Here is a 20,515-nt window from a genome sequence, read left to right as displayed (position 1 = left end):
AGAGAACTAAACTGTGGCTGTCGGTTCCCGACAGCCACAGTTCTTGTTTAAGCAGGCAGGAGTCCCTTCGATGATTCACCCGGCATCAGGCTTCCGCGGTACCCGGGCGGGCGTCACGGAAGGGACGGGTTCCAGCTTCGAGTCCGTGGACCACGGCAAGGCTCTTCCCCGCATCCACATCTCCTACTGGTGCGCAAAGGGGCACGAGACGAGGCCGGTTTTCATCAAGCTTCCCGAGGACCAGATTCCGCCTGTGTGGGATTGCCGGCGCTGTGGTGCCCCCGCATCACGGGACGGTCAGGCAGCGGCCGCCGCGGACGCTATGGACGACGGCTACAAGACACACCTCGAATACGTTAAAGAACGGCGCTCCGGCCAGGACGCCGAAGACGTCCTGGCCGGAGCGCTGGAAAAGCTACGCGCCCGCGGCGTCCTTCCGGACGAGCTGCTGCGGGACACGTGAAGCGGCGTTCTCGTCAATCAGCCACAGGGTCCGGGACGTGCCCCGCGGCCCGGCTGCCGGGACCTGCACCGGATTGGCACCGGCCAGTGCCAGCCCTACGGCGCCAGCCTTGTCCTCTCCCGCTACCACCATCCACACTTCAGAAGCGGTGTTGATGGCCGGCAGGGTCAGAGAAATCCGCAGTGGCGGCGGCTTCGGTGAATTCCGGACACCCACCACGGTGCGGTCCTTTTCGCGGACGCCGCCCTGCTCAGGAAAGAGCGAGGCGATGTGCGCGTCGGGGCCCACACCCAGCAAAACAACGTCCAGGCGGGGGAGCGCAGCGGGTTCCTCCGGCCGGTCATCGGACATGTCCGCAGCGTGCTCGGCCGACGCAGCCTGCCGAAGCCTCTGGGCGTAGTCCTCAGCCGCCTCTTCGGGGCTGCCGAAGTCATCCGAGGTTCCGGGCTCGTGGATCCGTTCAGGGTCCACCGGGATGTGCGAGAGCAGGGCCTCGTAAGCCTGGGTGGTATTCCGGTCGGGGTCCCCGGCGGGAAGGAAGCGTTCGTCGCCCCACCAGAAATTCACCTTGGACCAGTCGACGGCGGGAGCCGCCGGGGAGTCCGCAACAGCCTTGAGCGTGCCGATACCCACGGTTCCGCCGGTGAGCACCACGGTGGCCTCGCCGAATTTATCCTGCACATCAACAAGCTTTGTGATCAGGCGGGCGGCGATGGCGGCCATCAGGACGGACGAGTCAGGATGAATGCTTACTCTTGGGTCAACGCTCACTGGGTCGGACGCTCCTTAGATTGGTACGTGGCAGTCCAATAGTAATCACTTCCCCAAACACCTCGTCGGGGTCCAGGCGGCGGAGCTCCTCGGCGAGGCAGTCCCGCAGGCTGCGGCGCGGAAGCGAAATCCGCTGCGCCGGCTGGCCGGGCTGGGTCAGCTCGGCCACTGACAAACCGGGCCGGAAGAGCTGGATGTCCCCGCCGGGCCGCGTCAGCCGGACCCGGCGGATGCCCGTGCCGGCTGGGTCGGCGACGATGGTCACCGGCGCGTCCAGGGTGAGCGTCAGCCAGGCCGCGAGGAGGATGGTGCTCGGGGAATCCGAGGCACCCTCGACGGCCACGGACGTGACGGGGGAGGAGTCCACCTGGTCAAGGACGGCAGCAAGCTGGATGCGCCAGTTGGTCAACCGGGTCCAGGCGAGGTCGGTGTCCCCGGCTTTGTACGTTGACCGGATGTTCTCCAGGGCACGCTGCGGGTCGGGTTCGTTGGCGGAATCGGTGATGCGGCGGTGGGCTATCCTCCCGATGGAGGTCTCGCAGGCGTTCTCCGGGGCGCCGTGCGGCCACCAGGCCACGATCGGTGCGTCCGGGAGCAGCAGCGCGGCCACCAGGGATTCACTCTCGTGGGAGAGCTGTCCGTAGCCGCGCAGCACGATCACCTCGGAGGCGCCGGCGTCACCGCCGACGCGGATCTGGGCGTCAAGCCGGTCCGGGGCCGTAGCTCCGGCGTCGGCAAGGACGATGATCCGGCAGGGGTGTTCACGGCTGGCCTCGTTGGCGGCCTCGATGGCCTCCTCCTCCAGCCCGGACTTGGTGACCACCACGAGGGTGAGCACCCTGCCCAGCGCAATGACGCCGCCCTGCTCGCGCAGGGACATGATCTTCTTGGAAACCGTTGAAGTCGTGGTGTCCGGCAGGTCTACAATCATGGCCTTCTCCAGGTTCGTCCGTCGCGGGCCAGCAGCTCGTCAGCCGAGGCGGGGCCCCAGCTGCCCGGGGCATAGGGCTCGGGCTGCTCGTTCAGCTGCGCCCAGTATTCCTCGAACGGGTCCAGGATCTTCCAGGACAGCTCCACTTCCTCGTGCCGGGGGAACAGCGGCGGCTCGCCCAGGAGCACGTCCAGGATGAGCCGCTCGTACGCCTCCGGGCTGGACTCGGTGAACGAGTGCCCGTAGCCGAAGTCCATGGTCACGTCCCGGACTTCCATCTGCGTGCCCGGGACCTTCGAGCCGAACCGGATGGTGACGCCCTCGTCCGGCTGGACACGGATCACCACGGCGTTCTGGCCAAAGTCGTCCTCGGCATGGTCGCGGAACAACAGGTTGGGTGCCCGCTTGAACACGACGGCGATTTCCGTCACCCGCCGTCCCAGGCGCTTGCCGGCGCGCAGGTAAAACGGCACCCCGGACCAGCGGCGGGTGTGGATGTCCACCCGGATGGCGGCGAAGGTTTCGGTGGTGGAATCGGCGGGGATGCCTTCCTCTTCCAGGTAGCCCTGGACCTGTTCGCCGCCCTGCCATCCGCCGGTGAACTGACCGCGCGCCGAGTGCGTGGAAAGGTCCTCGGGGAGCTTGACGGCGGCGAGCACCTTTTCCTTCTCCGCGCGCAGGTCGTCTGCGTTGAAGGAGATGGGCTCCTCCATCGCCGTCAGGGCCAGCAGCTGGAGCAGGTGGTTCTGGATCACGTCGCGGGCCGCGCCCACGCCGTCGTAGTAGCCGGCACGGCCGCCCGTGCCGATGTCCTCGGCCATGGTGATCTGGACGTGGTCCACGTAGTTGGCGTTCCACAACGGCTCGAACAGCTGGTTCGCGAAACGCAGCGCCAGGATGTTCTGGACTGTTTCCTTGCCCAGGTAGTGGTCGATCCGGAACACCGCGTCCGGCGGGAAGACAGATTCGACGATGTCATTGAGCTGCCGGGCGGACTCCAGGTCGTGCCCGAACGGCTTCTCGATCACCACGCGGCGCCACTTGTCGCCCTCGGCCTGTGCCAGGCCGTGCTTGGACAGCTGGCGGCAGACCTGTTCAAACGCCTTGGGCGGGATGGAGAGGTAGAACGCATGGTTCCCGCGGGTGCCGCGCAACTCATCAAGCTCGTCGATGACTTCACCCAACCGCTCAAAGGCGTCGTCGTCGTCGAACTCCCCCTGCACAAACCGGATGCCCTCGGAGAGCTGGTTCCACACTGCCTCATCAAAGGGGGTGCGGGCGTAGGCCTGCACGGAGGCCTTCACCTCGGCGGCGAAGTCCTCCTTGTCCCATTGGCGCCGGGCGAAACCCACCAGGGCGAAGCTGGGGGGCAGCAGGCCGCGGTTGGCGAGGTCGTACACGGCGGGCATGAGCTTTTTGCGGGCAAGGTCGCCGGTGACTCCGAAGAGGACCAGTGATGACGGACCGGCGATCCGGTTCAGGCGGCGGTCACGCGGGTCGCGGAGCGGATTCCGCCCACGGCCAGCAGACTTCCTGCCGTATTCAGTTTCTGGCATGGTGCTTTTTGTGCCTTAGCTTTCAGTAACGGAGGCTGACCTGGCGGACAGCGCAGCAATGATGTCCTGCAACTGTGCCACACCGGCGGCCCGGTCAGTGAGGTGCAGGCGGAGCACGGGGCGGCCGTGGTCGGTCAGGACCTGGGCATCGCCGGCGGCCTGCGCGGCAATCAGTTCCCCGAACGTGAAGGGACGCTCCGGGATGGCAAGGTCCTCCGCGGATGCGGCCGTGACCTGGAGGAACACCCCGATGCCCGGGCCGCCCTTATGGAACTGGCCCGTCGAGTGGAGGAACCGAGGGCCCCAGCCAAACGTCACGGGGCGGCCGGACACGGCGGCCAGTTCGTCGCGGATGCCTTCGAGCTGTGCGAACGCCAGCCGGTCGAAGTAGGCCTGGACGCTGAGGTAGCTGTCGCTCTCCAGCGTGTCCAGCAGTGCCTTTACGGCGTCCTCGGCAGTACGGGCATCTCCGAGCCAGTCACCGCCGCGGACCTCGATGGATCCGTCGACAAACGCTGCCGGAGTGGGCTCGGGCTGGGCGTCCAGCAGTCCGCGCGCGGCCACCTTGGCGGCCTCGACGTCGGGCTGGTCGAAAGGGTTGATGCCCAGCAGGCGTCCGGCCACGGCTGTGGCGAACTCCCAGACCATCATCTGGGTGGGCAGTCCGCCGGCGATGGCAACCTCGTTCTCACCGAGTTCGACGTCGGCATCGGCTGCCACCAGCCGCACCACCAGGACGTCCGGCGCGCCGATGGTGGCCTCGGGTGAGTTGGGGCCGGCAACCACCGGAAGCACACCGGTACCCAGCTTGCCCGTGGACTCGGCGATCAGCTGCTCAGCCCAGTCGGCGAAGCCCACAATGCCCGAGCCGTCCTCGGCGATGACGATCTTGTTCCGCAGGGGGCTGGTGCCGCCCAGGGCGGCTCCGAGTGCCAGGCCGATGTTCTCCGGCGCGTCATCGTTCAGGATCTCGGCTGCCTCCTCGGCCTCATCCAGGAAGGCCTGGATGTCCACCCCGGCCAGGCCGGAGGGAACAAGACCGAAGGCGGTCAGCGCGGAGAAGCGGCCGCCGACGTTGGGATCGGCGTTGAAGACAGCGCGGTAGCCGGCCTCGCGGGATGCCTTGTCCAGCGGGGAACCGGGGTCGGTGACGATGATGATCCGGCTCCTGGCATCGATTCCGGCGTCGTTGAACGCCTTCTCGAAGACCCGCCGCTGGGAGTCCGTTTCAACGGTTGAGCCGGATTTGGACGAGACCACGATCGCGGTCCCGTCCAGCCGGTCTGCGAGGGCGGCGCGGACCTGGTCGGGGTCCGTGCTGTCCAGCACTGTCAGCTCGACGCCGGCGGTGCCGGCAATAACCTCTGGAGCCAGTGAGGAGCCGCCCATGCCGCACAGCACGATGCGGGTAACGCCTTCTGACTTCAGGGCGTCGCGGAGTTCCAGGATGTCCTTGACCAGCGGCTGGGAGACGGTGGCCGCCTCCACCCACCCGAGGCGGATTGCCGACTCGGCCTCCGCATCAGTACCCCACAGGGTGTGGTCCTTGGCGAAGATGCGGGTGGCAATACGGTCCTCCACGAAGACCGGGAGGTGCAGTTCCAATGCCTGCTGTGCGGCACCGGTGGCGTCGTAGCTGAGAGTGGTCATAGTGGGTTAGGAAGCCTTCCGTGCAGAGGCGAGGGCGCCCTCGACGTCGGCCAGCAGTTCCTTCCAGCTGGCTACGAACTTGTCCAGGCCTTCGGATTCGAGGATTGCGACGACGTCGTTGTAGGAGATGCCGAGCTTCTCCAGGGCGTCGAGGGTGGCGTTGGCTTCGGTGTAGGTGCCGGTGACGGTGTCCCCGGTGACCACGCCGTGGTCGAAGGTGGCGTCCAGGGTCTTCTCGGGCATGGTGTTCACGACGCCCGGGGCGACGAGTTCGGTGACGTAGAGGGTGTCCGGGTAGGCCGGGTCCTTCACACCGGTGGAGGCCCACAACGGGCGCTGGGGGAGTGCGCCGGCTTCGGCCAGCAGGGCCCAGCGCTCGGTGGCGAAGAGCTCCTCGTAGACCTGGTAGGCCAGGCGGGCGTTGGCCAGGCCGGCCTTGCCCTTGAGTGCCTTGGCTTCCTCGGTGCCGATGGCGTCGAGCCGCTTGTCGATTTCGGAGTCCACGCGGGAAACGAAGAACGAGGCAACGGAGTGGATCTTTGACAGGTCGTGGCCGTTTTCCTTGGCCTGCTCCAGGCCTGACTGGAAGGCGTTGATGACGGCGCGGTACCGCTCCAGGGAGAAGATCAGGGTCACGTTGACGCTGATGCCTTCGGCCAGGGTTGCGGTGATGGCTTCGAGGCCCTCGAGGGTGGCCGGGATCTTGATGAGTACGTTGTCCTTGTTGACCCGCTTGTACAGGTGCTTGGCCTCGGCGATGGTTCCTGCCGTGTCCCAGGCCAGGCGGGGGTCAACCTCGATGGAGACGCGTCCGTCCACGCCCTTGGTGGCTGCGGCCACCGGTGCGAACAGGTCGCAGGCGTCCGCGACGTCGGTGGTGGTGATCTCGAAGATGGTGTCCTCGACGCTGGCGCCGGCTGCCGCCTGCTTGGCGATGGTGGCGTCGTAGTCGGTGCCTGCCGTGATGGCGGCGTGGAAGATGGATGGGTTGGTGGTTACGCCAACCACGTTCTTCTCTTCGATGAGCTTCGCCAGGGTGCCGGTGTCCAGGCGTCCGCGGGAAAGGTCATCGAGCCAGATGGAAACTCCGGCGTCGGAGAGCTGCTTGGTGGGAGTAGTCATAATTCTGTATCTCCTGGAAATCGTTGGTTAGGCCTGGAGGCCTGCGAGGGAGTCCTTGGCGGCAGCGGCGACGGCCTCTGCGGTGATGCCGAACTCCTGGAAGAGGCGCTTGTAGTCTGCGGAAGCGCCGTAGTGCTCCAGGCTGATGGAACGGCCGGCGTCACCGACGAATTCCTTCCAGCCGAGGGCAAGTCCTGCTTCGACCGATACCCGGGCCTTGACGGCTGCGGGCAGCACGGATTCGCGGTAGGCGGCGTCCTGCTTGCTGAACCATTCGACGCAGGGCATGGAGACAACGCGTGCGGCGATGCCTTCGGCCTGCAGGGCCTCGCGGGCCTGGACGGCCAGCTGGACCTCGGATCCGGTGCCGATGAGGATTACGTCAGCCGGGACGGTGGCGCCGTCCTTGGATGCTTCGGCAAGGACGTACCCGCCCTTGGCGACGCCGGCAACGGAACCGAAGGTGTCGCCGTCGGCGTCGCCCTCGCCGCGCTCCCAGGTGGGGATGTTCTGGCGGGTCAGCACGATGCCGGCGGGGTTGCTGTGGTTCTCCAGCATGGTCTTCCAGGCGACAGCTACCTCGTTGGCGTCACCGGGGCGGACAACGTCCAGGCCCACGATGGCGCGCAGGGACGCGAGCTGTTCCACCGGCTGGTGGGTGGGGCCGTCTTCGCCGAGGCCGATGGAGTCGTGCGTCCAGACGTACAGCGACGGAACACCCATCAGGGCGCCGAGGCGGATGGCGGGGCGCTGGTAGTCGCTGAAGATCAGGAACGTGCCAGAGAATGCCCGGGTCCGTCCGTGCAGGCTGATGCCGTTCACGATGGAGGCTGCGGCGTGCTCGCGGATGCCGAAGTGCAGCACGCGGCCGTACGGGTTGCCGGACCAGGCGTCGGTCTGCTTGGAGGCAGGAACGAAGGACGGCGAGCCTTCGATGGTGGTGTTGTTGGACTCCGCGAGGTCCGCCGAGCCGCCCCAGAGTTCGGGGAGGACCGGGCCCAGGGCGTTCAGGACCTTGCCGGAGGCTGCGCGGGTGGAGACGTCCTTGCCGGCCGGGAAGACCGGAAGGGCTGCGTCGAGGCCCTCGGGCAGTTCCTTGGCCTCGATACGCTGCAGCAGCTCTGCGCCAGCGGGGTTGGCGGCCTGCCAGGCGTTGAAGGATTCCTCCCACTCCTTGCGGGCGGCAGCGCCGCGGTCCACCACGGCACGGGCGTGCGCCAGGACATCCTGGTCCACGTCGAAGGACTTGGCGGGGTCGAAGCCCAGCACTTCCTTAAGTGCTGCCACTTCCTCGGCCCCCAGGGCTGAACCGTGGATCTTGCCGGTGTTCTGCTTCTTGGGCGCCGGGTAGCCGATGATGGTGCGCAGCGAGACGATGGAGGGCTTGGACGTCTCAGCCTTGGCTGCGAGGAGCGCCGAGTAGAGCTCCTGGACGTCTTCCTTGTATTCGCCGGTCTTGGTCCAGTCAACGCGCTGGACGTGCCAGCCGTAGGCCTCGTAGCGCTTCAGGACATCCTCGGTGAAAGCAATGTCGGTGTCGTCCTCGATGGAGATGTGGTTCTCGTCGTAGATCACTACGAGGTTGCCGAGTTCCTGGTGGCCGGCAAGCGAGGAAGCCTCAGCCGTGACGCCTTCCTGGAGGTCGCCGTCGGACGCAATGACCCAGATGGTGTGGTCGAAGGGGCTTTCGCCGGCGGCAGCATCGGCGTCGAACAGGCCGCGCTGGCGGCGCTGGGAGTAGGCGAATCCAACGGACGACGCCAGGCCCTGGCCCAGCGGGCCGGTGGTGATCTCGACGCCGGCGGTGTGCTTGTACTCGGGGTGGCCGGGGGTCAGCGATCCCCAGGTGCGCAGGGCCTCGAGGTCCTTCAGTTCCAGGCCGTAGCCGGAAAGGAACAGCTGGATGTACAGCGTGAGGGAAGTGTGGCCCGGGGACAGGATGAAGCGGTCGCGGCCCAGCCAGTCCGGATTCCGCGGGTCATGGCGCATCAGCTTCTGGAAAAGAAGGTACGCGGCCGGCGCCAGGCTCATGGCCGTTCCGGGGTGGCCGTTTCCAACCTTCTCCACCGCGTCCGCGGCCAGCACGCGGACAGTGTCCACCGCACGCTGGTCCAGGCTGGTCCAGGACAGTTCTTGCTCTTCCAAATGTGGCACGAAAACCGGGCCCCTCTCTGTGCTGATGGCAGGTGGCACACCGGGTCCGCATGAAGGCACGCTGTGTGGCGCCCGCTGCGGTGTGTACCAGCCGTTCACCATCGAAACGTTGATCTTTCACTCAGCCACTGGCAGTTGGGAATGCGGTTTCCGCCGCTTCCCTGCTGCGTGCTGATCTGGTGACAGCTTAGCTCCATTCCATTCTCCGGGCGGCCCAAATCTCACGTTTTGGACGCAATTTCCGCTTATGTGAATGCGTCTGAAGTGAGGTTGAGTTAATCTGCTCGAATTGGCGCGCGAGCGATCATCAGCACCAACAGGCGGCCGGGGCGGGACCGGGCGGCCGGGTCTCGGGACGGCCGTGGCGGGGAAGCCGGCGCGGTATAATATTCGGAGGCTAGCGCCGGGCTGGGGGACACGTGCCAGCCGCCCGGACTCCCGCTGTTGCGTGGATCACTGTTCCGCGGGCGCCCGGTTCAGGGCGGGGCCGGATGACATAGCTGGACAGCCAGACAGAACTGCCAACAGAACGGGTGACTGCCACCGTGAGCACAACAGGTACGACGCTGAACGCATCACGGGCTTCGCGGCCCGGGATCGCCCGTAAGGCAAAGGCGTATCTCGCCCTCACCAAGCCCCGGGTCATCGAACTGCTCCTGGTCAGCACGCTGCCCACCATGATTTACGCAGAGCGCGGTTTTCCGTCCATCGGGCTCATCCTTGCCACCCTGGTTGGCGGCGCCTTCGCCGCAGGCAGCGCCGGAGCCTTCAACTGCTACATCGACCGGGACATCGACAAACTGATGCACCGTACCGAGAACCGCCCGCTGGTTACCGGTGAAGTCACGCCGCGTGAAGCACTGATCTTCTCCTGGCTCCTGGGTGCCGCCGCCATTGCGATCCTCTGGTTCGGCGCCAACCCCCTGTCCGCCTGGCTCGGTTTGGGTGCAATCTTCTTCTACGTGGTGATCTACACGATCATCCTCAAGCGCCGGACTGCCCAGAACATCGTGTGGGGCGGCGCCGCTGGCTGCTTCCCGGTGCTGATCGCCTGGGCGGCGGTCACCAACTCGGTGGAATGGCCGGCCGTCATTCTCTTCATGGTGATTTTCCTCTGGACGCCCCCGCACTACTGGCCGTTGTCCATGCGCTACGGCGAGGACTACCGCAACGCCAAGGTCCCCATGCTCGGCGCCATCGCCGGCGCCAAGGTGGTCTCGGTGCAGGTGGTCCTCTACGCCTGGGCCATGGTTGCCTGCTCCCTGCTGATGGTTCCGGCCGGCGGAGCGGGTTGGGTCTACACCGTCACCGCAGTCCTCGCCGGCGCCTGGTTCCTCTACGAATCACACGCGCTCTACAACAGGGCTCAGCGTGAGGACATCTCGGACAAGCGGGCCATGAAGGTCTTCCACGGTTCCATCAGCTACCTCACCCTCCTGTTTATCGCCCTGGCAGTCGACCCGTTCATCGGGCCCGCCGTCATGGCAGGCTGACCCTCACACCATCGAATTCCTGAACCTCCCCTGGCCGTGGCCGGGGGAGGTTTTTTGTTGGGCGCTACGTGATGGAACGCGAAGGCAACCATTCATGAAGGCGGGCATGACAAGCGTGTCATGTTTGTCACTTTAAGCTGTCATGACACGTGACGGTGTGGTTACGGTGGGTCTGGACCTGCTCCCGATCAGAGGAATGTCAATGCCGCAGCCGCCCCACGCACCCATCCATACGGTCCCGAGCCACAGCCCGCCCAGGGCGGGCGGCAACAACAGCTCCGGGTTCCGCCGGCCGGGCTTCCTGTCGCATCTCGGGGCCGACGTCCCTGCCTCACTGGTGGTGTTCCTCGTTGCCCTGCCCCTGTCCCTGGGCATCGCCGCAGCATCCGGGGCCCCCGTCATGGCCGGCCTCATCGCTGCGGCGGTCGGCGGCATCGTGGCGGGCAGCCTGGGCGGATCACCCCTGCAGGTGAGCGGACCGGCGGCCGGGCTGACCGTCGTCGTCGCCGGCATTGTCCAGGAGTTCGGCTGGCAGGTGACCTGCGCGATCACCGCGGCTGCCGGCGTGGTCCAGCTGCTGCTGGGCATCAGCCGCGTGGGACGCGCCGCCCTTGCCGTCTCGCCTGTGGTGGTCAAAGCCATGCTGGCCGGCATCGGCGTCACCATCATCCTTCAGCAGCTCCACGTCCTGTTCGGATCGCAGGCAGCCGGCTCGGCCCTCGAGAACCTTGAAGCCCTGCCGGCAGCCATCACGGGCGTCGAACTGCACGCCGCGCTGCTGGGCCTTACCGTCGTCGTCATCCTCCTCGGCTGGAAGTACCTGCCCGCCGCGGTGCGCCGTGTCCCGGGACCGCTGGCCGCCGTCGCTGCCGGAACGGCACTCTCGGCGGCGTTCGCCCCCAACGTTGAACGCATCTCCTTCACCGGCTCGATACTCGATGCAGTCACCCTGCCGCAGCTGCCGGACGGCAGCTGGCGGGCAGCAGCATTTGCCGTGCTGACGATGGCTCTGATCGCCAGCATTGAATCCCTCCTGTCCGCCGTAGCCGTGGACAAAATGCAGAACGGGCCGCGAACCAACCTGAACCGTGAGCTCGTGGGGCAGGGTGCTGCCAACATCGTTTCCGGGTCGCTGGGCGGGCTGCCCGTCACCGGAGTGATTGTGCGCAGTGCCACCAATGTGGAGGCCGGGGCTGTGACCCGGGCCTCCGCCGTGCTGCATGGTATTTGGGTTCTGGCCTTCTCCGCCCTTTTCGCAGGGCTGATCCAGCTGATTCCCCTATCCGTCCTTGCCGGACTCCTGGTGGTCATTGGCGCACGCCTGATCAAGGTGGCCGATATCCGGACCAGCCTCCGGACCGGTGAGTTGCCGATCTACGCAGTAACCCTGCTCTGTGTGGTCTTCCTGAACCTGCTCGAGGGCGTCATGATCGGCCTTGCCTTCGCAGCGGCCAGCGTACTGTGGCGTGTCCTGAGGGCAACAGTCCACGCGCAGGCACCCGTGCTGCCGTCCGGATCCTGGCGGGTCGGCATTGAAGGATCGTGCAGCTTCTTCGCCCTGCCGCGGCTTAACCGCGTGCTGCACTCGGTACCGGCCGGCAAGCACGTGCTTGTGGAGCTCAACGCGGACTACGTGGACCACGCGTTCCGGGAGGCGCTGCTCGCCTGGCAGCGGCAGTACCAGGCCGCCGGCGGATCGGTGGTCCTTGAACATCACGGGAACACGCTGTTCCGGGACGCGGCTGACCAGGCGCCAAAACGGCAGGAGGCGCAGGAGCTTCCGCTGCCGCCGCGGACCTCATGGCAGCCCGCCCAGGACGAACTGGCAGTGGCAATCGCAGGACAAAGCACGCGGCCGCCGTCGCCGGTCCTGCTGGGCATCAACAAGTACCACCGCCGCTTCGCGGACAAGGTCCGGCCCCTGGTCCAGGACCTGGCAGAGGGGCAGAACCCGGACACCCTGTTCGTGGCCTGCGTGGACTCGCGCGTGAACCCCAACCTGATTACCAGCAGTGGTCCAGGCGACCTGCTGACGTTGCGCAACATCGGCAACGTCGTCTGCCATGACGGCCAGGACGCCTCGATCGACTCTGCCCTCGCCTTTGCCCTGAAAGGCCTGGAGGTGGACTCCATCGTTATCTGCGGGCACTCCAACTGCGGGGCCATGAAGGCCCTGATGGAAGACGCGGAGGGCCAGGGGGCCGGCGCGCTGGGCGCCGGCTTCGACGCCTGGCTGGACCACGCCAGGCCGAGCTACGACGGCCTCCTGGGCCATCACCCAGTGGCGGCCGCCGCTGCTGCCGCGGGCTATTCCGCTGTGGACCAGTTGGGCATGGTGAACGTCGCCGTCCAGCTCGCCAAGCTGGAAAGCCATCCGCTGGCAGGTCCCGCCCTCGCCGACGGACGGGTCCAGGCAACAGGCCTCTTCTATGACATCGCCACGGCCAGGGTGGTGCTTGTACGCCAGACGGGCATCGAGTTCCTCGACCCGGAACAGGCTGCGGACATGTCCAGGGCCCGGGCGCAGGCCGGCTAAGCACGGCATCGCAGGCAAGCGAAAGGGCGCCCCGGTTCGCGAACCGGGGCGCCCTTTTCGGTTGCAGGCAGGCGTGGTCAGTCCACGGGGCTTGACCTGGCGATGTCCCACGCGTTCGTTGCAGCGCCCATAAGCATCGCGGCGCCGAGCATGTGGGCTGCCACCAGCAGTGCCGGGATGCCGTTGTAGTACTGGGTGAAACCGATGACGGCCTGCAGCACAGTCACGCCGAGGAGGCCCAGGACAGCTGTCCGGATGGGGCCCGTGATCCGCCGCAGCAGCACCAGCGCCAGCGCAACCAGGGTTCCGGCGGTCACCAGGTAGGCCGGGACGGCGTGGATGTGCGAGAACAGGTCCCAGTCCAGCCCGTTGCGCGGTGCATCGGCGTCCCCTGCGTGCGGACCGGCTCCGGTGACCACCACGCCCAGCATGACGGCGAGGGCGGAAAAAAGCGCGACGGCGGCCGTCACCGGACGCATGAACCCCGGCAGGGCGGCCAGGGCTGCCGTGCGGAACCGGCCGGTCCGGCCGAAGGCCCGGTTGACCAGCAGCGTGGCCAGCACCACCAGTGCCATGGAGACCAGGAAGTGGAGGCCTACCACCCAGGGGTTGAGGTTGGTGAGGACCGTGATGCCGCCGATCACGGCCTGCGCGGGAATGCTGGCCAGCAGGCCCAGTGCCAGCAGGAAGAGGTCGCGCCGCTCCTTGCGGAGGTTCCACAGGTAGACCAGCATCAGTGCGGCGACGGCGGCCAGCGCGAAGGTGAGGAGGCGGTTGCCGAACTCGATGAACCCGTGGATGCCCATCTCGGGCGTGTTCACCAGGGACGTGTCCGTGCAGCGGGGCCAGGTGGGGCAGCCCAGGCCGGAGGAGGTCAGCCGGACCGCTCCGCCGGTGAGCACCAGCAGGGTCTGCCCGATCAGGGATGCCACGGCCAGACGGCGGACGCTCTTGTCCACGGTGCGGGGCAGCCGTGACGCCAGGCGGCCGGCGAACTGGGGAAGGCGGAAGGCGGTGCTCACGAGTATCTCAATTCCACTTGAACCAACGGATTGCTGCGGCCCCGGCAGTAACTGTCCAGAGCACCAGTATGAGGGAGGCTGCGCCATTGACCGCACCGTGCAGGAAGGCGTCCCGGAGGGCTTCGCCGAGCGCGCCCGAGGGGAGGAGTCCCACGATCTGCTGGGCGGCGGCGGGCAGCCGTTCGGCAGGAATCACGATTCCGCCGAGGGCTCCGAGGAGGATCCAGAGCAGGTTGGTGATGGCCAGCGTGGCCTCGGGACGGACCGTCCCGGCCACCAGCAGCCCCAGGGCGGTGAACGCTGCCGCGCCCAGCGCGAGGAGGAGCAGCCCGGGAACCCAGCCTGCCGCCGTCGGCTGCCATCCGAGGCCAAACCCGACCGCTGCCACCACGGCAACCTGCAAGCACAGCACCGCCAGGACGGAAAGCACCTTGCCGGCGATCAGCCCGCCCCGGCCCAAGGGGGTGGTGGACAGGAAGCGCAGCACACCGTATCGACGGTCGAATCCCGTAGCGATGCCCTGCCCGGTAAACGCCGTGGACATGGCGCAAAGTGCAAGGATCCCCGGGACTGCCACATCAATACGGCTCGGACCCAGGCCGTCCAGGAACGGCGTAACAGTCAGGCCAACGAGGGCAAGCAGCGGCAGCACCACCGCGAGGATCAGCTGCTCGCCGTTGCGCAGCATGGCCAGTGCTTCGTATTTGCCTTGCAGCAGGATGCGCCGAAGCAGGGTGGCAGGCCGCTGCATGGCAGGTGCTTCCGCCCCGGTAGCGGGTGCGGTGCCCGCGGGGGTCGGGTTCATCGGTTGTCCTTTCCCGAGATGTCCAGAAAGACGTCTTCAAGGCTACGCGCCTGCAGGGCCATGGCGGCGGGCATGACGTCGTGCGCTGCCCACCACTCGGCCAGTGCGGCAAGGTGCTTGGGAGTCAGGGCGCCGGTAGCGGTATAGCTTCCGGCCCGCTCTTCCAGGACAACGACGTCGGCCGGCAGGACGCCGGACAGGTCCAGCCCCGGCGTCGCGTCGAAGGAGAGGGTGCGCACATGGTCTGCGCCTGCGTCCACGGCGGGACCGCGCTGCAGGAGTTCCTGGACTGTTCCCTCGGCGACGTTTCGGCCGCCGTCAATGATGTACACGTAGTCCGCCAGCCGCTGGGCGTCGTCCATCAGATGCGTGGTGAGGATGATTCCCATCCCCGAATCGCGCAGTTCCCCGATCAGCTCGAACACGAGCTGGCGGGACTGCGGGTCCAGGCCGGCGCTCGGCTCGTCAAGGAACAGAACCTCCGGCCTCCCCACCAGAGCGGCGGCGAGGGCCAATCGCTGCTTTTGTCCGCCGGAAAGACGGCGGACGGTGGTCCGGCTGAAGGTGTCGATGCCGAGCCTTTGGACAAGGTCGTCCACGGGCCAGGGGTGTGCATAAAGGCCGGCAATGTGCCGCAGCAGGGGGAGGGGACGGGCCGACGGCGGGAGGCCGCCGTCCTGAAGCATCACACCGACGCGGGAGCGCAGGTCCGCGCCTGCGGTTGCGGGGTCCTGGCCGAGCAGGGAGATGGTTCCGCCGCTGCGCTTCTGCAGGCCCTGGGCACATTCCAGGGTGGTTGTCTTTCCGGCGCCGTTGGCACCCAGCAGCGCCGTGACCTGCCCGCGCCCGGCTGTCAGTGAGACGCCGCTCACCACCCGGAGCATTCTTCCGTCCATGCTGGAGAGCGGGCCTACATCTTTAACAAGCCCGTTGATGGACAGAACGGGGGACAGGGGCAATCGCACCCCAAGATTCTACGGGAAGTAGTATTAGCGGCAGTCCGCTGCGTTCGCCAGCCCGGAGTTCTTGTCCAGGTATGCAGGGCTCCCGGCCGCTGAAGCCTGCATATGTGGACCAAAACTCCAAGGGTGGGTTTCAGCACAGGTCAGCCTCGCCTTACTGGAATGCGGGACTAAATTACGACACTATTGTGTTGTGTATTCCATGACCAACGCTACTGCTGTGCCTGTTGCCCGGCACGGGGCCTCCGCTGTTACAGCGGAACGCGGCGCCATGCCCGCGGGCCCGGTGGCCGATGCCGATGAGCGCACCCGCGACCGCGTCCTTGCGGCCGTGCTGGAACATGGACCCGTCAGCGCCGCCGAACTCGGGGATCTGCTCGGATTCACACCGGCCGCCGTCCGCAGGCACCTGGACCACCTCTCCCGTGCCGGCGTCATTGAAGTCAAGCGGGTTGCCAAATCCGGCAGCGGCGCAGGCCGTCCGGCACGCCGCTATGTCCTCAGTTCCCAGGGCCAGTCGAGCCTCGGCAATGACTACCTGGACATCGCCGCCCTCGCCCTCCAGCAGCTCCAGAAGGTTGCAGGGCCGGATGCCGTGCGGGCCTTCGCCGTCGAGCGTTTTGCCGACATGGAGCGCAGGTATGCGCCGGAAATCGACGAAGCCGGCCCGGACATCACCGATCGCGCCAAAGCGCTGGCAGACGCCCTGAGCCGCGATAACTTCGTGGCCTCGGCAGCCTCCATCGAGGCCAAAGCTCCGCTGCCGGCCGCCCTTTCCAGCGTCCAGCTATGCCAGGGCCACTGCCCCATCCAGCAGCTCGCGGCCCGTTTTCCCGTGTTCTGCGACGTGGAAACCGAAGTGTTCTCCAGGCTGGTGGGCGTTGACGTGCGCCGGCTTTCCACCCTGGCCCGCGGCGGCCACGTGTGCACCACCCACATACCCACAGGCAGGCTGTCTTCCGGAGGGCCCACAACGCCCCCGGAAGCCCCCGCCAGCCTGACTGAAGTAAACAACCATCAGCAAGAAAGGCCGTGATGACGGACCAACTATCAGAGAAAGCAGTAGCCGAAAACACTGTGATCTCGGAGATTCTCGAGAAGAATCCCGAGCTTCACGGCATCGGCAACTACGAGTACGGCTGGGCCGACAAGAACGACGCCGGCGCCAACGCACGCCGTGGGCTCAACGAAGAAGTGGTCCGGGACATTTCGGCCAAGAAGAGCGAGCCGGAGTGGATGCTTGACCTCCGCCTCAAAGGCCTGAAGTACTTCGACCGCAAGCCCATGCCCACCTGGGGTGCGGACCTGTCCGGCATCGACTTCGACAACATCAAGTACTTCGTCCGTTCCACGGAGAAGCAGGCTGCCACGTGGGACGACCTGCCTGAGGACATCAAGAACACCTACGACAAGCTGGGCATCCCGGAGGCCGAAAAGCAGCGCCTGGTTTCCGGCGTCGCCGCCCAATACGAGTCGGAGGTTGTCTACCACCAGCTTCGTGAGGACCTTGAGCGCCAGGGTGTCATCTTCCTGGACACCGACACCGCACTCAAGGAACACCCGGAAATCTTCCAGGAGTACTTCGGTACGGTCATTCCGGTGGGCGACAACAAGTTCGCGTCCCTGAACACCTCCGTCTGGTCCGGCGGCTCCTTCGTCTACGTCCCCAAGGGCGTCCACGTGGACATCCCGCTGCAGGCATACTTCCGCATTAACACCGAAAACATGGGCCAGTTCGAGCGGACCCTGATCATTGCGGACGAGGACTCCTACGTCCACTACATCGAGGGCTGCACCGCGCCGATCTACACCTCGGACTCGCTGCACTCCGCCGTTGTGGAGATCATCGTGAAGAAGGGCGCCCGCGTCCGCTACACCACCATCCAGAACTGGTCCAACAACGTGTACAACCTGGTGACCAAGCGTGCCATCTGCGAAGAGGGCGCCACCATGGAATGGGTCGATGGCAACATTGGCTCCAAGGTCACCATGAAGTACCCGGCCGTCTACCTCGTGGGCGAGCACGCCAAGGGCGAAACGCTGTCCATTGCGTTCGCAGGCGAAGGCCAGCACCAGGACACCGGCTCGAAGATGGTGCACATCGCGCCGAACACCAAGAGCTCCATCATTTCCAAGTCCGTTGCCCGCGGCGGCGGACGCGCGGCCTACCGCGGCCTGGTCCAGGTCCGCGAAGGCGCCAAGCACTCGGCCAACACCGTCCGCTGCGACGCGCTGCTCGTTGACACGATCAGCCGCTCGGACACCTACCCGTACATTGACATCCGCGAGGACGACGTTGTCATGGGCCACGAGGCAACTGTTTCCCGGGTCAGCGAAGAGCAGCTCTTCTACCTGATGTCCCGCGGCATGCGCGAAGACGAGGCCATGGCGATGATCGTCCGCGGCTTCATCGAGCCGATTGCCCGCGAGCTCCCCATGGAGTACGCACTTGAGCTGAACCGCCTGATTGAACTGCAGATGGAAGGGTCCGTCGGATAACGATGACTGAAATCACTACTGAAAAGGCACGCATCGGCGCGCCTTCAGCCCAGCCGTTCATCGACGGCTTCACCGAAGAAGGCGAAAGCCTCTCGCCCATCAACGCGGCAGCCTCCAAGGCCCCGCTGGCCGGCGAAGCGGTCAAGAGCCACTCCCACGGTGGCGGCGTAGGCGTTCCGGACAGCTCACGCGCCGGCCGCCTCACGTCCTACAAGCTTGCCGACTTCAAGCCGCTCACCGGCATGGAGGAAGACTGGCGCTTCACCCCGCTCAAGCGACTCCGCGGGCTGCACTCCGAGGTCCTTTCCGGCGCGGCGCCCACCGTCGTCGTCACCGGCCCGGAGGAAATCACCGTGGAGAGCGTCGGCCGCGACGACCGCCGCATCGGCACCGCTGGTATTCCCGAGGACCGCGTCTCCGCCAACGCCTGGGAGAACTTTGCCGGCGCCACCGTGGTGACCATCCCTTCGGAGTTCGAAGCACTGACCGAAGTCAGCGTGGATATTGAAGGCACCTCACTTGACCCGGCTGCCCAGCACTTGGTGATTGTTGCGGAGAAGTTCTCCAAGGCAGTTGTTGTCCTGAACCACCGGGGATCCGCGATCGTCTCCGAAAACGTGGAGATCATCGTGGAAGACGGCGCCAGCCTGACCGTCATCACGCTCCAGGAATGGAACGACGACGCCGTCCACGCCTCCTCCCAGCAGGCGAAGATCGGCCGCGATGCCAAGCTCAAGCACGTCATGGTGAGCCTCGGCGGCGACCTGGTCCGCGTCACGCCGTCGGCCCGTTTCACCGCCCCCGGCGGCGAGGCCGAAATGTTCGGCCTGTACTTCGCCGACGCCGGACAGCACCTTGAGCAGCGCCTGTTCGTTGACCACGCCGTGGCCAACTGCAAATCCAACGTCCTCTATAAGGGCGCACTGCAGGGCCGCAACGCCCACGCGGTGTGGGTTGGCGACGTCCTCATCCGCAAGGAAGCCGAAGGCACCGACACCTACGAGGCCAACCGCAACCTGCTGCTGACGGACGGCGCGCGCGCCGACTCCGTGCCCAACCTCGAAATCGAGACCGGGCTGATTGAGGGCGCGGGCCACGCCAGCGCCACCGGCCGGATGGATGACGAGCACCTGTTCTACCTCATGGCACGCGGCATCCCCGAGGATGTTGCCCGCCGCCTGGTGGTCCGCGGCTTCCTGAACGAGATCATCCAGCAGATCAAGGTCCCCTCCATCGAGGAGCGGCTGACCGAGGCTGTTGAGCACGAACTTGCTCTGACGGACAACTAGAAGGCACGGAGCACGGTTACAGATGACTGACCAGCCAAAGGGCGAGCTTGTCTGCAAGGTGGATGAAATCCAGCTGAAGCAGGCGCTGCGGATCCTGATTGATGACTACCCGGTGGCGATCGTCAAGGACTCCATGGGGGAGATCCACGCGATCGGCGACACCTGCTCGCACGCGGACATTTCGTTGTCCGAGGGCGAAGTGGAGGGCTGCGCCATCGAGTGCTGGGGCCACGGCTCACAGTTCGACCTGCGCAGCGGCGAACCGTTGCAGCTGCCCGCCTACGATCCCGTTCCGGTGTTCGCCGTCGAGATCGTCGGGGACGAGGTCTACGTGGACGTCACCAATGTCCTCAATGGCGCCGAGGCTCCCAACTTCAGCTAGCACCACAGAATTACGAACCACCTTCCAGACAGAGACCGCACCGCCGCCCAGGCCCGGTGCAGAGGAGAACAAGACACATGTCTACTCTTGAGATCAAGGACCTGCACGTCAGCATTGAGACGGAGCAGGGCACCAAGGAAATCCTGAAGGGCGTCAGCCTGACCATCCGGACCGGCGAAACCCACGCCATCATGGGCCCCAACGGCTCCGGCAAGTCCACGCTGGCCTCCACCATTGCCGGCCACCCGCGCTACAACGTCACCAGCGGCTCCATCACCCTGGACGGCGAAGACGTCCTGGAGATGAGCGTTGACGAGCGTGCCCGCGCCGGCGTCTTCCTGGCCATGCAGTACCCGGTGGAGGTCCCCGGCGTGAGCATGACCAACTTCCTGCGCACCGCCAAGACCGCCATCGACGGCGAAGCACCCAAGCTCCGCACCTGGACCAAGGACGTCAAGGCTGCCATGGAGCAGCTGCGCATCGACGCCGACTTCGCCCAGCGCAACGTGAACGAGGGCTTCTCCGGCGGCGAGAAGAAGCGGGTTGAAATCCTCCAGCTGGAACTCTTCAAGCCCAAGTTCGCGATCCTGGACGAGACCGACTCAGGCCTGGACGTGGACGCGCTCAAGGTTGTTTCCGAGGGCGTCAACCGTGCGCACGCCGAAGGCAAGATGGGCACGCTGCTCATCACGCACTACACCCGCATCCTGCGCTACATCAAGCCTGACTTCGTGCACGTGTTCGTGGATGGCCAGGTTGTTGAGGAAGGCGGCCCGGAGCTTGCCGACCGCCTCGAAGAAGAAGGCTACGACCGCTACGCCAAGGGTGCCGGCGCAGCCGCTGCACCCGCCGTGGCGCAGGCCTAGTAAGGACGTTCGCC

The 20,515-nt window shown here is 66.2% G+C and carries 17 protein-coding genes; 8 read left to right on the top strand and 9 right to left on the bottom strand.

Translation table 11 applies throughout. The features are described from left to right. Positions 1-70 precede the first annotated feature (70 nt). Entirely contained in the window at positions 71-463 is a 393-nt protein-coding gene (locus WHH00_RS09640; protein WP_406638343.1) for an RNA polymerase-binding protein RbpA, read from the top strand. On the opposite strand, the gene pgl is transcribed toward WHH00_RS09640, so the two are convergent. The 6 genes from pgl to tkt are packed head-to-tail and all read right to left on the bottom strand — an operon-like array spanning position 416 to position 8,638. Continuing rightward, positions 416-1,234, bottom strand: a complete 819-nt coding sequence (gene pgl, locus WHH00_RS09635) for a 6-phosphogluconolactonase (RefSeq protein WP_406638341.1) — start codon at positions 1,232-1,234, stop codon at positions 416-418. The genes WHH00_RS09640 and pgl overlap by 48 nt on opposite strands. Further along, positions 1,224-2,165, bottom strand: a complete 942-nt coding sequence (locus WHH00_RS09630; RefSeq protein WP_066275634.1) for a glucose-6-phosphate dehydrogenase assembly protein OpcA — start codon at positions 2,163-2,165, stop codon at positions 1,224-1,226. Before WHH00_RS09630 ends, pgl begins: the two co-directional genes overlap by 11 nt. Further along, positions 2,162-3,721, bottom strand: coding sequence for a glucose-6-phosphate dehydrogenase (zwf, locus tag WHH00_RS09625; protein ID WP_406638339.1), 1,560 nt, complete (start codon positions 3,719-3,721; stop codon positions 2,162-2,164). The genes WHH00_RS09630 and zwf overlap by 4 nt, the downstream gene beginning before the upstream one ends. Before the next feature lie 15 nt (positions 3,722-3,736). Further along, the gene (locus WHH00_RS09620) at positions 3,737-5,371 is read right to left on the bottom strand and encodes a glucose-6-phosphate isomerase (protein WP_406638337.1); all 1,635 of its coding nucleotides are present in this window, start codon (positions 5,369-5,371) and stop codon (positions 3,737-3,739) included. 6 nt (positions 5,372-5,377) lie between these two features. Beyond that, complete coding sequence (gene tal, locus WHH00_RS09615; protein ID WP_406638335.1) at positions 5,378-6,493, bottom strand: transaldolase; 1,116 nt, start codon at positions 6,491-6,493, stop codon at positions 5,378-5,380. A gap of 27 nt (positions 6,494-6,520) precedes the next feature. Next, positions 6,521-8,638 carry a transketolase gene (gene tkt / locus WHH00_RS09610; RefSeq protein WP_406638544.1) on the bottom strand — a complete coding sequence of 706 codons (2,118 nt, stop codon included), beginning with the start codon at positions 8,636-8,638 and terminating at the stop codon, positions 6,521-6,523. Between the two features lie 542 nt (positions 8,639-9,180). Between tkt and WHH00_RS09605 the strand changes: the two genes are divergently transcribed. Both WHH00_RS09605 and WHH00_RS09600 read left to right on the top strand, forming a co-directional pair. Then, positions 9,181-10,140: a heme o synthase gene (locus tag WHH00_RS09605; protein ID WP_350002385.1), complete on the top strand. Its 960-nt coding sequence runs from the start codon at positions 9,181-9,183 to the stop codon at positions 10,138-10,140. A 202-nt stretch (positions 10,141-10,342) separates the two neighbouring features. Further along, positions 10,343-12,676: a SulP family inorganic anion transporter gene (locus WHH00_RS09600; protein WP_406638333.1), complete on the top strand. Its 2,334-nt coding sequence runs from the start codon at positions 10,343-10,345 to the stop codon at positions 12,674-12,676. 77 nt (positions 12,677-12,753) lie between these two features. Here the strand turns inward: WHH00_RS09600 and WHH00_RS09595 are convergent, their stop codons facing one another. From WHH00_RS09595 to WHH00_RS09585, 3 genes are read right to left on the bottom strand one after another with little or no spacing between them, the layout of a single operon-like run. Next, a complete protein-coding gene (locus WHH00_RS09595; RefSeq protein ID WP_406638331.1) occupies positions 12,754-13,698 on the bottom strand; it encodes a COX15/CtaA family protein in 945 nt (314 codons plus the stop codon). Positions 13,699-13,705: 7 nt separating this feature from the next. Further along, positions 13,706-14,449, bottom strand: a complete 744-nt coding sequence (locus WHH00_RS09590; protein WP_406638542.1) for an ABC transporter permease — start codon at positions 14,447-14,449, stop codon at positions 13,706-13,708. 50 nt (positions 14,450-14,499) lie between these two features. Then, on the bottom strand, positions 14,500-15,468 hold the full coding sequence (locus tag WHH00_RS09585; RefSeq protein ID WP_406638329.1) for an ABC transporter ATP-binding protein: 969 nt from the start codon (positions 15,466-15,468) through the stop codon (positions 14,500-14,502). A gap of 190 nt (positions 15,469-15,658) precedes the next feature. Here WHH00_RS09585 and WHH00_RS09580 point away from each other — a divergent pair, with 190 nt between their 5' ends. From WHH00_RS09580 to sufC, 5 genes are all read left to right on the top strand, one after another. Next, positions 15,659-16,501 (top strand): helix-turn-helix transcriptional regulator, encoded by an 843-nt coding sequence (locus tag WHH00_RS09580; protein ID WP_406638327.1) that lies wholly within the window; start codon positions 15,659-15,661, stop codon positions 16,499-16,501. Continuing rightward, a complete protein-coding gene (sufB, locus tag WHH00_RS09575) occupies positions 16,501-17,964 on the top strand; it encodes a Fe-S cluster assembly protein SufB (RefSeq protein WP_066275669.1) in 1,464 nt (487 codons plus the stop codon). Before WHH00_RS09580 ends, sufB begins: the two co-directional genes overlap by 1 nt. A gap of 2 nt (positions 17,965-17,966) precedes the next feature. Next, the gene (sufD, locus tag WHH00_RS09570; protein WP_406638325.1) at positions 17,967-19,253 is read left to right on the top strand and encodes a Fe-S cluster assembly protein SufD; all 1,287 of its coding nucleotides are present in this window, start codon (positions 17,967-17,969) and stop codon (positions 19,251-19,253) included. Between the two features lie 22 nt (positions 19,254-19,275). Next, positions 19,276-19,635 carry a non-heme iron oxygenase ferredoxin subunit gene (locus tag WHH00_RS09565; protein WP_066275674.1) on the top strand — a complete coding sequence of 120 codons (360 nt, stop codon included), beginning with the start codon at positions 19,276-19,278 and terminating at the stop codon, positions 19,633-19,635. Between the two features lie 77 nt (positions 19,636-19,712). Beyond that, entirely contained in the window at positions 19,713-20,501 is a 789-nt protein-coding gene (sufC, locus tag WHH00_RS09560; protein WP_066275675.1) for a Fe-S cluster assembly ATPase SufC, read from the top strand. Positions 20,502-20,515 lie beyond the last annotated feature (14 nt).

This window comes from Pseudarthrobacter quantipunctorum, assembly GCF_045291495.1.
Lineage (GTDB): Bacteria > Actinomycetota > Actinomycetes > Actinomycetales > Micrococcaceae > Arthrobacter > Arthrobacter quantipunctorum.
The sequence above is the reverse complement of the archived record's forward strand: the minus strand, read 5'-3'. Positions and strand labels throughout refer to the sequence as shown.

Excerpts from the sequence above, each read along its gene's own strand:
- WHH00_RS09640 (WP_406638343.1), top strand. The coding sequence starts at position 71 with ATGATTCACCCGGCATCAGGCTTCCGCGGTACCCGGGCGGGCGTCACG.
- WHH00_RS09630 (WP_066275634.1), bottom strand. The coding sequence starts at position 2,165 with ATGATTGTAGACCTGCCGGACACCACGACTTCAACGGTTTCCAAGAAG.
- zwf (WP_406638339.1), bottom strand. The coding sequence starts at position 3,721 with ATGCCAGAAACTGAATACGGCAGGAAGTCTGCTGGCCGTGGGCGGAAT.
- WHH00_RS09620 (WP_406638337.1), bottom strand. The coding sequence starts at position 5,371 with ATGACCACTCTCAGCTACGACGCCACCGGTGCCGCACAGCAGGCATTG.
- tal (WP_406638335.1), bottom strand. The coding sequence starts at position 6,493 with ATGACTACTCCCACCAAGCAGCTCTCCGACGCCGGAGTTTCCATCTGG.
- WHH00_RS09600 (WP_406638333.1), top strand. The coding sequence starts at position 10,343 with ATGCCGCAGCCGCCCCACGCACCCATCCATACGGTCCCGAGCCACAGC.
- WHH00_RS09590 (WP_406638542.1), bottom strand. The coding sequence starts at position 14,449 with ATGCAGCGGCCTGCCACCCTGCTTCGGCGCATCCTGCTGCAAGGCAAA.
- sufB (WP_066275669.1), top strand. The coding sequence starts at position 16,501 with ATGACGGACCAACTATCAGAGAAAGCAGTAGCCGAAAACACTGTGATC.
- sufD (WP_406638325.1), top strand. The coding sequence starts at position 17,967 with ATGACTGAAATCACTACTGAAAAGGCACGCATCGGCGCGCCTTCAGCC.
- WHH00_RS09565 (WP_066275674.1), top strand. The coding sequence starts at position 19,276 with ATGACTGACCAGCCAAAGGGCGAGCTTGTCTGCAAGGTGGATGAAATC.
- sufC (WP_066275675.1), top strand. The coding sequence starts at position 19,713 with ATGTCTACTCTTGAGATCAAGGACCTGCACGTCAGCATTGAGACGGAG.